The 12,812-nt window shown below is 64.9% G+C and carries 12 protein-coding genes; 7 read left to right on the top strand and 5 right to left on the bottom strand.

All coding sequences use genetic code 11. From position 1 onward, the window contains the following. The 3 genes from uvrB to JWR89_RS13145 all read left to right on the top strand — a co-directional run. Nucleotides 1–2,552, top strand: a 2,552-nt coding sequence (gene uvrB, locus JWR89_RS13155) for an excinuclease ABC subunit UvrB (RefSeq protein ID WP_299716802.1), incomplete at its 5' end; no start/stop codon positions are given. Nucleotides 2,553–2,613: 61 nt separating this feature from the next. Further along, nucleotides 2,614–2,943, top strand: a complete 330-nt coding sequence (locus JWR89_RS13150; RefSeq protein WP_299716799.1) for a type II toxin-antitoxin system PrlF family antitoxin — start codon at nt 2,614–2,616, stop codon at nt 2,941–2,943. Between the two features lie 7 nt (nt 2,944–2,950). After that, nucleotides 2,951–3,442 (top strand): type II toxin-antitoxin system YhaV family toxin, encoded by a 492-nt coding sequence (locus JWR89_RS13145; RefSeq protein WP_299716796.1) that lies wholly within the window; start codon nt 2,951–2,953, stop codon nt 3,440–3,442. A 180-nt stretch (nt 3,443–3,622) separates the two neighbouring features. Here JWR89_RS13145 and JWR89_RS13140 read toward each other — a convergent pair whose 3' ends face one another. From JWR89_RS13140 to JWR89_RS13125, 4 genes are all read right to left on the bottom strand, one after another. Beyond that, nucleotides 3,623–4,876, bottom strand: a complete 1,254-nt coding sequence (locus tag JWR89_RS13140; RefSeq protein WP_299716793.1) for an acetyl-CoA C-acetyltransferase — start codon at nt 4,874–4,876, stop codon at nt 3,623–3,625. A gap of 118 nt (nt 4,877–4,994) precedes the next feature. Further along, complete coding sequence (locus JWR89_RS13135; protein ID WP_299716790.1) at nt 4,995–6,635, bottom strand: N,N-dimethylformamidase beta subunit family domain-containing protein; 1,641 nt, start codon at nt 6,633–6,635, stop codon at nt 4,995–4,997. A gap of 187 nt (nt 6,636–6,822) precedes the next feature. Continuing rightward, on the bottom strand, nt 6,823–7,728 hold the full coding sequence (locus tag JWR89_RS13130; protein WP_299716787.1) for an aminotransferase class IV: 906 nt from the start codon (nt 7,726–7,728) through the stop codon (nt 6,823–6,825). A gap of 107 nt (nt 7,729–7,835) precedes the next feature. After that, nucleotides 7,836–8,645 carry a transporter substrate-binding domain-containing protein gene (locus JWR89_RS13125; RefSeq protein WP_299716784.1) on the bottom strand — a complete coding sequence of 270 codons (810 nt, stop codon included), beginning with the start codon at nt 8,643–8,645 and terminating at the stop codon, nt 7,836–7,838. 178 nt (nt 8,646–8,823) lie between these two features. Between JWR89_RS13125 and JWR89_RS13120 the strand changes: the two genes are divergently transcribed. After that, complete coding sequence (locus JWR89_RS13120) at nt 8,824–10,908, top strand: methyl-accepting chemotaxis protein (protein WP_299716781.1); 2,085 nt, start codon at nt 8,824–8,826, stop codon at nt 10,906–10,908. Nucleotides 10,909–10,998: 90 nt separating this feature from the next. Here JWR89_RS13120 and JWR89_RS13115 read toward each other — a convergent pair whose 3' ends face one another. Continuing rightward, nucleotides 10,999–11,301, bottom strand: a complete 303-nt coding sequence (locus tag JWR89_RS13115; protein ID WP_299716778.1) for a (2Fe-2S) ferredoxin domain-containing protein — start codon at nt 11,299–11,301, stop codon at nt 10,999–11,001. Between the two features lie 139 nt (nt 11,302–11,440). Between JWR89_RS13115 and JWR89_RS13110 the strand changes: the two genes are divergently transcribed. The 3 genes from JWR89_RS13110 to JWR89_RS13100 all read left to right on the top strand — a co-directional run bounded on the left by JWR89_RS13110 (nt 11,441) and on the right by JWR89_RS13100 (nt 12,618). Then, nucleotides 11,441–11,581, top strand: coding sequence for a hypothetical protein (locus tag JWR89_RS13110; protein WP_265079788.1), 141 nt, complete (start codon nt 11,441–11,443; stop codon nt 11,579–11,581). 13 nt (nt 11,582–11,594) lie between these two features. Beyond that, nucleotides 11,595–11,975: a hypothetical protein gene (locus JWR89_RS13105; RefSeq protein WP_299716768.1), complete on the top strand. Its 381-nt coding sequence runs from the start codon at nt 11,595–11,597 to the stop codon at nt 11,973–11,975. A gap of 187 nt (nt 11,976–12,162) precedes the next feature. Beyond that, the gene (locus JWR89_RS13100) at nt 12,163–12,618 is read left to right on the top strand and encodes a nuclear transport factor 2 family protein (RefSeq protein WP_299716766.1); all 456 of its coding nucleotides are present in this window, start codon (nt 12,163–12,165) and stop codon (nt 12,616–12,618) included. Nucleotides 12,619–12,812 lie beyond the last annotated feature (194 nt).

Here is a 12,812-nt window from a genome sequence, read left to right as displayed (position 1 = left end):
ACGCGCTGGAGGCGCTGGTCACCAACGGCCGGCCGGAATTCAAGGACGACAAGATCTGGGTGCCGCATCGCCCGCCGCGGCCGGACAAGTCCGAAGGCGGCGTGCCGTTCGTCATCAAGTCGGAATACGAGCCGAAGGGCGACCGGCCCACCGCGATCAAGGAACTGGTTGAGGGCATCAGCCGCAATGACCGTACCCAGGTGCTGCTCGGCGTCACCGGCTCCGGCAAGACCTACACCATGGCCAAGGTGATCGAGGCGACGCAGCGCCCGGCCATCATCCTGGCGCCGAACAAGACGCTGGCGGCGCAGCTCTATGGCGAGTTCAAGAGCTTCTTCCCCGACAACGCGGTGGAATACTTCGTCAGCTATTACGATTACTACCAGCCCGAGGCCTATGTGCCGCGGACCGACACCTATATCGAGAAGGATTCGTCGATCAACGAGCAGATCGACCGCATGCGCCATTCGGCGACGCGCGCGCTGCTGGAGCGCGACGACGTCATCATCGTGGCCTCCGTGTCGTGCATCTACGGTATCGGCTCGGTGGAAACCTATACCGCGATGACCTTCGCCCTGAAGAAGGGCGAGCGCATCGACCAGCGGCAGTTGATCGCCGACCTCGTGGCGCTGCAGTACAAGCGCACGCAACATGATTTTACCCGCGGCACGTTTCGCGTGCGCGGCGACGTCATCGACATCTTCCCGGCGCATTACGAGGACCGGGCGTGGCGGGTGAATCTGTTCGGCGACACCGTCGAGACCATCGAGGAGTTCGATCCGCTCACCGGCCACAAGCAGGACGAGCTCGAATTCATCAAGATCTACGCCAACTCGCATTACGTGACACCGCGGCCGACGCTGATCCAGGCCATCAAGTCGATCAAGGCCGAGCTGAAGTGGCGGCTCGAGCAGTTGCACGAACAGGGCCGCCTCTTGGAAGCGCAACGGCTGGAGCAGCGCACCACCTTCGATATCGAGATGATGGAAGCCACGGGCTCCTGCGCCGGCATCGAGAACTATTCGCGCTACCTCACCGGCCGCCGCCCCGGCGAGCCGCCGCCGACGTTGTTTGAGTATGTGCCGGACAACGCGCTGGTGTTCGCCGACGAGAGCCACGTCACCGTGCCGCAGATCGGCGGCATGTTCAAAGGCGACTTCCGGCGCAAGGCGACCTTGGCGGAATACGGCTTCCGGTTGCCGTCCTGCATGGACAACCGGCCGCTGCGCTTCGAGGAATGGGACATGATGCGCCCGCAATCGGTCGCGGTGTCCGCGACGCCGTCGGCGTGGGAGCTCAACGAGAGCGGCGGCGTGTTCGTCGAGCAGGTCATCCGCCCGACGGGGCTGATCGACCCGCCAATCAACATCCGCCCGGCGCGCACCCAGGTCGACGATCTCGTCGGCGAGGTCCGCGCCACCTGCGCGGCCGGCTATCGCAGCCTGATCACCGTGCTGACCAAGCGCATGGCGGAGGATCTGACGGAATATCTGCATGAGCAGGGCATCCGCGTGCGCTACATGCATTCCGACATCGACACCATCGAGCGCATCGAGATCATCCGCGACCTCCGCCTCGGCGCCTTCGACGCGCTGGTCGGCATCAACCTGCTGCGCGAAGGCCTCGACATTCCCGAATGCGCGCTGGTCGCCGTGCTCGACGCCGACAAGGAGGGCTTCTTGCGCTCCGAGACGTCGCTGATCCAGACCATCGGTCGCGCGGCGCGCAACGTCGATGGCAAGGTCATCCTCTACGCCGACAGGATCACCGGCTCGATGGAGCGCGCCATCGCCGAGACCGACCGCCGCCGCGAAAAGCAGGTCGAATACAACACGCTGCACAACATCACGCCGGAGAGCATCAAGAAGTCGATCGGCGACATCATGAACTCGGTCTACGAGCGCGACCACGTGCTGGTGGAAATCGGCAATGGCGGCATGGCCGACGACGTCATGGCCATCGGCCACAACTTTGAAGCCGTGCTCGGCGATCTCGAAACGCGGATGCGCGAGGCCGCCGCCGACCTCAACTTCGAGGAAGCCGCAAGACTGCGCGACGAGGTCAAGCGCCTGCGCGCGACCGAATTGGCCGTGGTCGACGATCCCACCGCCAAGCAACGCAAGGTGGCCGGCGCCGCCGGCGCGTATCAGGGCAACAAGCAGTTCGGCGCGAGCGCCAACATGCCAAAACAGTCCGGCAAGCGCGGCGGCAACAACACGCCGTCGTCCAAGGTGCACAAGCCCGATCTGGACGAAATGGGCATCGCCACCTGGCACGAAGTGCTGCCCGACCGCGGCAAGAAGGTCGCGCGTCCGCGCAAGCCGACGCTGGACGAGATGGGTCCGGGCACGGAGAGCAAGATCTATCAGCCGAAGAGCATGACGGAGTCGATGCCCAACGCGCTGCCGGAGGCGCGCAAGGGCGCGGCGTCCGGCGACGGCAGCAAGATCATCCAGCCGACCAACTCGCGGGAATCGGGGCCGGAATTCGGGCCGGTGGCGCGGAGTTCGGGCGGGGCACCGGGGCATCGGGGTGGCTGGAAGAAGAGGTAGCGGGATTGACAAAGTAAGGAATATTCCTTACTTGTGAGGCATCTTTCTTGGGTACCGTGCAATGGCTCAAGCGAAATTCGAAGAACTCAGCACCATCTCCTCCAAGGGACAGACCACCGTCCCGAAATCGGTGCGCCAGGCGCTCGGCCTGAGCGAAGGCGACCAGATCGCGTTTCGGGTCGATGACAGCGGCGTCACCATGCGGCGGGCGGACGATGCGCAGGACGATCCAGCGCTGAGTGCGTTTCTGTCCTTCCTCGCGAAGGACATCGGGGAACATCCGGAACGGCTACAGACCATGTCGCTTGCAATGGCAAAGCGCATGGACGAACTGACAGAAGGCATGGTGTTCGATCCCGACGAGCCGATCGAAGGCGACGTCGATCTCTGAGCGCGCCATGATCGTCAACGGATGGACGTTGTACTTTCATCCGCTGTTTGTGGATCAGGTGGCGCGGCTAATCGCGGGCGTCGAACGCGACAGGAAGAAGCATCCGGCGGACTACACCAGAAAATCCAACGCGAAGCTACTGAACGCGATCCGCACGATCACGTTCGATCGCATTCCGCAGGATCCGGCGGACAAGCGCTACCGGCTCGGCGGCACGCTCGGCGAAAACCATAAGCACTGGTTTCGTGACAAGTTCGGCAACGGCCGCTTCCGGCTGTTTTTCCGGAATGATCTGCGCGCCAAGATTATCGTGTACGTCTGGGTCAATGATGAGACGACATTGCGGACCTATGGCGCGAAGTCGGATGCCTATGCGGTGTTTGCGTCGATGCTGAAGGAAGGCAATCCGCCGGACGGCTGGGACAGGCTGCTGGATGCGTCGAAGGATCCGGAAGTGCTGAAGCGGGCCGAGGAGATGCTAAGAACAAAACCGCCTTAGAGCACTAGTTACATCGAATTTGAAGGGCGCTATGGCCCGCATCGTCATTGCGAGGAGCCCTTGCGACGAAGCAATCCAGTCTTCGCTTGTGGCTTCTGGATTGCCGCGTCGCTTCGCAAAGGGGAAAGCCAATTGGCTTTCCCTGACCTCGCAATGACGGCCTCTGGTTTCCGCGCTCGCCTACACCCGCTCAATAATAATCGCCGGCGCCATGCCGCCGGCCGCGCACATGGTCACCAGGCCGCGCTTCAAATTGCGGCGTTCGAGTTCGTCGAGAATGGTGCCGATCAAGATCGCGCCGGTGGCGCCGATCGGGTGGCCGAGCGCGATCGAGCCGCCGTTGACGTTGACCTTGGCGCGATCGAGGTCGAGGTCGCGGATGAATTTTTCCGCGACCACGGCGAAGGCCTCGTTGATCTCCCAGAGGTCGATGTCATCAACGGTCAGGCCCGCCTTGGCCAACACCTTTCGCGCCGCCGGCACCGGCGCGTTCAGCATCAGGGTCGGGTCGTCGCCGATATTGGCCATCGCCACGATTCTCGCGCGGGGTTTGAGCCCGTGCTTGTCGGCATAGTCCTTCGAGGTCAGCAACAGTGCTGCCGCGCCATCGACGACTCCCGACGAATTGCCGGCGTGATGAAAGTGCTCGATCTTGAGATCGGGATATTTCTGGTTGATCTGGCTGCGATAAGTGGTGCCCTTGTCGTCGAGCGGATGATCGGCCATTGCGGCGAAGGCCGGCTTGAGGCCGGCGAGGCCTTCGGCGGTGGTGTTGGGGCGCGGGAATTCGTCCTTGGCGAGCACGACGTTGCCGGCATCGTCCTTCACCGGAATGAGACTCTTGTCGAAGCGGCCTTCGGCGATCGCGACGGCGGCGCGGCGCTGGCTTTCGAGGCCGAGCGCATCGAGCGCTTCGCGCGAAATGCCTTCCATCGAGGCGATGGCGTCGCCGCAGATGCCCTGGTGCGACTGCGGATGCACTTGCGCCAGGCGCTTGTTGCCGGAGCCCATGCCGAGCGGCGGCTTGCCGGCGGCCATGTCCTCGGCGGCCATCGCTCCTGTCAGTGACATCATCTCGGTGCCGCCGGCGATCACCACGTCTTCCATGCCGCTCATGATCTGCGCCGCGGCGAAGTTCACCGCGGTGATGCCGCCGCCGCAAAAACGGTCCAGCGTGGTGCCGGAGGCCTTGATGTCGTAGCCGGCGTCGAGCGCCGCCATGCGGCCGAGGTCGCCGCCCTGCTTGCCGCGCTGGGTTGAGGTCGACCAGATCACGTCATCGACATCCGCGGTATTGAGATGGTTGCGCTCGGCGATGGCGCGCAGCACGGTGGCGGCGAGATGCTGCGGATGACGTTCCGCCAGCGCGCCCTTGCCGACCTTGCCAATGCCACGCGGCGTGCGGACGGCGTCGATGATATAGGCCTCGGCCATGGTATTCTCTCCCGATCGTTCTTGATATTTTGTGCCGCGAGATTGGCCGACGCGGGCGCGAAGTCAAGCCGTGCCGGCGCAGGGCTTGTTTCGCGTGGCGGCATATCGGAACGGCGCCCTACTTCGAAAACCGGTCGAGCACGTTCCTGGTGATCCGCTGGGTGAAGACATCGCCCTCGATCAGGCCGTTGACCCACTCGCAGGTGCCGGCGGTAAACACCTCGCCCTTGCCGCGGGAAAAATGCACGACCATGCCGCTGCCGCGCTTGTGGCGCTCGAGGCTTTCGGTGGTCGGCTCGCCGAGCAGCGAATTGCGAAACTGCGCGTCGCCATCGCCGAGCATCAGCGAACTCTCGAATTCCGGCAGGCTGCTTTCGGCCAGGGTGGCAAAGCCCATCGCAAGAATCTGCAGGCCGTCCGGCGCGCCGTCGGTGCCGGTCGGCACCGGCAGGCCGTCCTCAAAGGTGTATTCGACGCCGTCCATCTCGAAGCCGAAGATGTTGGCCTCGTCGCCGAACATGTCGGCATAGCCCAGCCCAGTGCCGGCGAAGGCCCAGTGCTCCGGCCGGAACACGTTGAAGCCGCGCGCGGCGCGGCGCGCCATGCCGCCGAAGGCCGCATAGATGCCGCGCAGCGCGTTGACGCCGAAGGTTTTCGCGCCGGGGTGATCGACCTGCGGGTCTTCCCACGCGCTGGTCATCCGCGGCGTGCCGGCTTCAGGGTCGAGGCGGCGGGCGTCGTATTTGTAGGCCACCTGGGTCTGCGTCGCGCGCTCGAGCCGGATCTGCCACAGGAAATTGCCGGCGAACCGCGCCACGCGACCGCCGCGATCGACATAGCCATCCACCGCATCGCGCATCTCGCGCGACCAGTATTCATCGTGGCCGACGAACACCGTGCAGGGATAGCCGTCGAGCAGCGCGGGGTCGTCGTGCAACTCGTCCTGGGTGAAGACATCGAATGTGTAGTTGTTGGCCTCGGCCCATTGCAGGAACGGCCGCTCATAGGCGGCCCAGCCCGCCAGCGCGTAATAGCGCGTGTAGCCGTTGATGAAGGCCCATTCGACGTTCTCGTAGCGCGCTGGACCGGGCGTACGCGGCCGGTTCGCATTGACCGAGCGCGGCGCGCCCGGCGGCAGCCAGACCTGGCCGCGCGCCCACGGCCGCAAGGCGGCGAGATGCGTGGCACGGCCGCGCGGCAGCTCGGGGTTGGTGCCGTAATAATGGCTGGCGCCGCCCCAGTCGTTATAGGCGCTCCAGGTCGAGGTCGCCGCCACCAGCGCCAGCGCGCCCGGCGTGCGCTCGCGGCGGCGGTGGAAAAAAAGGTGATGGCCGATCACCTCGCGCTGCGCCGTGGTCTCGTCGCGGATCTCGACCACATAGCCGCCGGAGGCGAGATTGTCAGGAATCGTCCAGCTCAGGAAGGCCGGCCAGCCGCAGCCGACGCCGTAGACCTTGTCCGGCACCGGAAAGAATTTGGCATCCTTGACGCCGGAGCTGAACACCGGAGCGTCCCCGCCGGGATCGCGCGCGATGCTCAGCGAAATTTTTGCAACGGTCGCCGACAGATGCAGGGTGACGGTCTCGCCGGGGCGATAGGCCCTGCGGTCCGAATAACACCACGCGGACTTCTCGCCATCGAGCGAAGGGATTTCCACCCAGGTTTCGCGCGAACCGCGGCGCGGCCCAGAGATGATCGTGGCGAGCCGGTCACCGCCGGGGCGCTGGCCCCGTGCGTTATCGGGATCGAGAGGGGGCATGGGAGACTCCAGTGCAGTGAAGAAATTGAATGCCGGATCGTTTCCCGGACGCGCTGCGGCGCTCTTGTGCCGCTGCGCAGAGCCGGGATCCCGGTTGCTGATGCAAGACCGGGGCCCCGGCTCTGCGGCGCACTACGCCGCCAACGGCGGCGCAGTGCACCGCGTCCGGGGAACGATCCCGGCGAGTCTACATGTCGCGGATGACCTCGGTGCGGTGGAGGCCGTCGCGGTGCATCTGCCAGTAGGCCTCCTTGATGCGAAGCGAGATCGGGCCGGGACGGTCATTGCCGTAGATGGTCCCGTTGACGCGCGACGCCGGCATCACGCCGCCGGCGGTGGTGGCGAGAAACACCTCGTCGGCTCCCTCCAGGTCGTCGCGATGGATCGGCGCAACCGAGGCCTTGAGGCTCATCGCGCCGCACAGTTCGAGGACCGTCCGGCGCGTGATGCCGTGCAGGCTGCCGCGGTCGGGCGTGCGGACATCGCCGTCTTTGACGACGAAGACGTTGAAGCCCGGCCCCTCGGTGACGAAGCCCGCCTCGTCGCAGACGATGGCGGAATCGGCGCCGTGGTCCTGCGCCTCGAACAGCCCGCTGGTGAGGTCGCTCCACTGATAGTTCTTCACCGTCGGATCCACCGACGCATCCGGCACGCGCGGCCTGGACGCGACCCACAGATGCGCGCCGCGCGCCTGAACGTCCTTCGGGATCACGTCGATCCACGGCACCGCATAGGCCATGAAATGATTGTCGCAATCCTCGATCCGCCGCGAGCCGGCGATGCGCGGCCGGCCGCGCAAGGCGACCATGGCCACGTAGGAATCTCTCAATCCCGCCAGCGCCACGCAGCGATGCAGGATGGCCGCCATCTCTTCGCGGGTTTCCGGCGGCGCCAGACGGCGCGCGCGCATCGAGGCTTCGAACCGGTCGAGGTGATCGACGAGGCGGAAGAAGCCGTTCTCGAACACATGAACGACGTCGTAGACCACGTCGGAGCGGGTGAAGGCCCAATCCAGCGGCGAGACGCTGGCCTCCGCTACCGGCACATACCGACCTCGCGTGTAAGCGGTACCGCCGCGAAAGGAGTCATGCATCGCGGTCGCTTTGTCGTTCGAACTGTTTGTCATCCCCCGATGGTCGCCGGTTATGGCGGCAGCGGCAAGAGCGCCCGGCAACATGCCTTGGCTGCATTAATGGCTGCCTACTTGCTCGACTTCGGCGCCACTTCCGCGACCTGCCCGCTGCGCGTCAGCGCTTCGGCGACGAAGCCCGACGCCTTCATCTCCTCGACGAAGGCGGCGAGATAGGCCGCGCCCGCGGCACGCGGCTGGCCTTCGACCCGCGGCATGCCCATCGCCTGGTTGATCTCCTGGAAATGGCCAGGCATCACGCGCATCTCCGGATGATCCTTCGCGTAGGCATCGAGCTGCTGGCGGACGCCGGCGGCGACGTCGAGCTTGTCCTCGAGAAATTTCTGGATCATCGCGGAGCCGCCGCCGACGTTCGCGCGCAGCACCGCGGCGTTCTTGATAGTGCGGGTAAGATAGAGATCGTAGGCGGAGCCGAGTCCGACGGCGATCTGGATGCCGGGCCTGTCCACTTCCTCAACGCGCTTCAGCGGCGAGTCGGCGCGTACCATGTAGGTGCCCTCGATGATCACATAGGGCGCGGTGAACATGATCTCGGCTGATCGCACCGGCTCGATGGCGATGAAGCCGACATCCCACGCGCCGGCCCTGGCGCCTTCAAAGACTTTGCCGGCGGCCTCGTAGGGCACGAAGGCCACGGGCACGCCGAGCCGCTTTGCCAGTTCGGCGGCGAGATCGACGGAAACGCCGCGCGGCGCATCCGCCGGGCCCTTCTGCGCCAGCACGCTGTTGCCGAAATTGATCGCCGCGCGCAGCGTTCCGGTCGGCGCGAGATCGCGCAATACTTCCGGCGAGGGAGCCTGGGCAAAAGCGGGAACCGCTGTCGTCATCGCTAGCGCCACCATCCATCGCAGCAAACGCATCTTCATTCTCCATTGCCGGCGGCAACACCCGCGAAACTCGCTTGAATAGCTCAACCTGGGCGCGTGCGACGACTCATCATGTCGAGTTGCGACAGGCAGCGTCAATGGATGCTTAATCCAATCACCCTAGGTTGACGCGATCTTATAGCCATCCCTTTTTAGCCAGACGGTGTTTTTCATGAAGATCGGTACCTTGCTGACTATCGCCATCGCCTCGCTGTCAGCCACCGCCGGCGGCCTTGCGGTCTATCTCGCCGCCACGAAATACGACACCATGGACAAGGTCGCCATCGCGCAGGGGCGTCTCGCGCTGGTGCGCGCCGTCGGCGACATTCCGCGCTATCTTAATCCTGAACGCGGCGTTGCCACCAACATCATGTACGGGCCGGCCGTGATCGATCCGAAGGCGCGCGCTGAACTCGATACCAAGTACCGCAAGTCGACCGACGGCGCCGTCGACAAGATGAACCAGCTCAGGACCACATCGGTCGGCGCACTCAACGACGGCACCGAGGTTGCCGGCAAGATCGACGCCCTGAATGTCCAGTTCAAGGCGTTGCGCGCGGCGATCGAAAAGGCGCTCGACGGCCCGGCGGAGAGCCGCCGCGACGCCGCCAAGAAGATCGTCGCCGACAATTCAGCCTTCAACGGCGCTGTCACCGCTTTGCTCGCCGATCAGGTCCGCAAGATCGCGTCCCTCAATGGCGAGGCCTATCGCCAGGCGACCTATGCCAACGTCGCGTGGACATTGCGCGACGTCGGCGGCCTTAACTCCAGCTTGCACAAGAATCTGGTTGGCTCCAACCGGGTTGGGACCGAGGCGGAACGCCTGGACATCGCTCGTTCGCAGGGCGCCGCCGATCAGATTCAAGTCGCGCTGCTGGAGTTGCGCGGTAATCCCGGCACGCCGGCCAATGTCACAGCCGCGCTCGACAAGATGCAGGAGAGCTACGTCGATCGCCTGGGTAAGGTCTTCAAATCAGTCAAGGCCGGCGCTGTGAGCGGCAAATACGAACATGATCTAGATACGTTTTTCGTCGAAACGCAGCTGGGCCTCGGCTCGGTTATCGGCGTCCGCGACGCCTTCTATGACAACGCCGAAGTGCTGCTCGGCTCCGCCTACGATCGCGCGCGGCTCAGCTTCCTGATCGCGCTGGCCGTGCTGCTGGCCGTCGTTGGTGCCAGTGCCGCCATGGTGGTGATGGTACGGCGCCGGATCGTGCGGCCGATCGTCGATATCACGGCGTCGATGACCCGGCTTGCCGGCGGCGACGCTTCCGAAGTGACGCGGGTCAGCGATCGGCAGGATGAGATCGGCGCGATGGCCGCCGCCGTGCAGGTGTTCAAGGACAACATGATCACGGCCAGCCGCCTTGCCGCCGAGCAGTCGGCGGAGAGCGACGCCAAGATGCGCCGCGCCGGCCTGCTCGACGAGCTCACCAAGTCGTTCGAGGCGCGGGTCGGCGAGCTAGTCAACGGCCTGTCGTCGTCCTCCGCGACGATGGAGAACGCGGCGCGCTCGATGTCATCGACCGCCTCCACCACCAATCGCCAGGCCGGCGTCGTCGCCGAAGCCTCCGAGCAGACGTCGTCGAATGTGCAGATGGTGGCCAGCGCCACGGAAGAGCTGACCTCCTCGATCACCGAGATCAGCCGCCAGGTGGCGCAGTCCGCTCAGATTTCCGCCCGCGCCGTCGAGGACGCGCGCCGCACCGGCGACACCGCGCAGTCGCTGGCTTCCGGTGCGCAGAAGATCGGCGACGTGGTTATCCTGATCCAGAATATCGCCGCGCAGACCAACCTGCTGGCGCTCAACGCCACCATCGAGGCCGCGCGCGCCGGCGAAGCCGGACGCGGTTTCGCCGTGGTCGCCTCGGAAGTGAAGTCGCTCGCCGGCCAGACCGCCAAGGCCACGACGGAAATCTCCGAGCAGGTCGCCGCCATCCAGAGCGCCAGCGCCGAGGCCGTCGCCGCGATCCGCAACGTCGCCAGCGTGATCACCGAGATCGAGCAGATCGGCCAGGCGATCGCCATCGCCATCGAGGAACAGGGCTCGGCAACGCGGGAAATCGCCCGCAATGTTCAGGAAGCCGCGCACGGCACCCAGAATGTCACCTCGAACATCTCCGGCGTGCAGCAGGCGGCCAACGACACCGGCGCCGCGGCGACGCAGGTGCTGGGCGCCGCCGAGCAACTGTCGCAGCAGTCCCAGGACCTCGCCGGCCAGGTACACCGCTTCCTCGCCGACGTTCGCGCGGCGTAGCAGCCGCTGTAGGATGGGTTGAGCCCTTCGCGAAACCCATCGGCAGAGGGTGATGGGTTTCGCGAAAAGCTCAACCCATCCTACGGCCCTTCAATCCGGCAACAACCGTGCCGCCACCTCTGCGACGCAGCGGCGATCGGCCAGCAACAGCACCTCGCCGCGCTGCAGCGTCGCCGTGCCGGCGACGACCACGGCGCGCTTCGGGCAGATGCCGAGGCAGCCGGTCAGCACCACGCGCGGCGGCTTGATGTCCTGCGCGCCGACGCGGTGCTTCAATTCGGATTTCAGTGCCTTGCGCAACGCCTTGCCGTCGGGCACGCGGCCGAGACATTTCTTGCAAATCAGCACGGGCGCGCGGCGCAAGCGGGCAGTGACGAGAGAGGATGGGGCCATCCTCCCGATATAGGCACGATGGCTGCCGTTTTCGAGACGCCGGCCGCGGCACCACCCAAACCGCCAGATACAAACCGCGTGCGACCTGCTACTTGTGCTTTCGCGCCGAATCCATCAACCGGGCGCGGAGGACATCGCCATGGCCAAGGGTCAAATGAAGTCGAACAAGGAAAAGAAGAAGCCGAAGGCGGACAAGAACCTCAAGAAGGGCGGCGTCGCCAACGTCAATCCGTTCGCGTCCAGCAAGACCCCGGCCGGCTCCGCTCCGAACAAGAAGTAGTCCGCGCAAGCGCGTGTCCGACATCGGGCTGCACTGGAATGCATTCGACCTGGCGCTGATCGCGCTGGCGGCCTGTTCGCCCGGCCTGGTGGCCGGGGTGCTGCTCGGCGCCGTCGCCTGGCGCACCCATCGCGTCGCCGGCGCGGCGTTCGGCGGCGCGATCGGCGCCCTGCTCTGCGCGTTGCTGCTGTTGTTCTGTTTCCGCTCGCGCATCGCGCAGGCCGACGGCTTCGGCGGCGCGGCATGGCTGACGATGAAACTGGCCTGGCCGGGTTTCGTACTCGGCGCCATGCTGGCGGCCTGGCGGTTCGGCGATCGCTGGATCATCGCCGCGCTATGCGGTGGTCCGGTCGGCGTGGTGGTCTGGCTGGGCGTCTGGTCGACTTTCTTTTAAAATCTTTTCCATCGCGCTGCGACGAACGTGCCAGGCCCATAACGAAGTTGTGTGGCGAGGCATTAAGATTCTCGCAACCTTCGCAGCGCCCGGCGCTTGATCCAAGTGCGATCGCGCCGCCAATATTATTGCACCGTTTGCTAGCAGTGCACCGCCGCAGGGGTTTCAGGACCGTCGGGAGGATTTCATGAAGGATCGCGTCACGCGACAATGCGTGAATGATTTCCTGGTGGCGTTTTATGCTGGCGACGTGGACCGAGCCGTTGCTTGCTGCGCCGACGATGTCGACACCATCACCTACGCGCCGATCGAACTGTTTCCGCATCTCGGCCATCAGCGCGGCAAGCCGTGGGTCCGCGAAGCGATCCGCATCCAGCAGCAACGCTATGCCCGCCGTCGCGCCGAAATCACCTTCATGGCGGTCGAAGACGACAAGGCCGCCACGACGATCCGCGTCGCGCTGGAGAAGCGCAGCGACCAGCGCGTGGTGCAGTTCGAAATCGCCGATTTCTTCACCTTGCGCGACGGGCAGATCGTCACCCACCGCTCGTTCTTCGATTCCTTCGATCTGGTGCAGCAGGTGCTCGGCCGCGACCTGACCGACGCCTTCGCCGCCAGCGTCCAGGATGCGATGCAGCTTTGATTCAGCGTTACGGCGTGGATGATTCGCCGCGGATGCCGGGGCTCCTGTGCCTCTGCGCCCCTCGAAACTGCAAATGATGTGGTCCCGGAATTCCGCCGCGCGATCACGCTCCCATCACATCTTGTGCATTGCAACATTTTAACTTGCATTTGCCGCGAAATTATATTACTTTAGAGTTCAATCAATTCCACATC

The sequence above is a fragment of the Tardiphaga sp. genome (assembly GCF_028290785.1).
GTDB lineage: Bacteria > Pseudomonadota > Alphaproteobacteria > Rhizobiales > Xanthobacteraceae > Tardiphaga.
The sequence above is the reverse complement of the archived record's forward strand: the minus strand, read 5'-3'. Positions and strand labels throughout refer to the sequence as shown.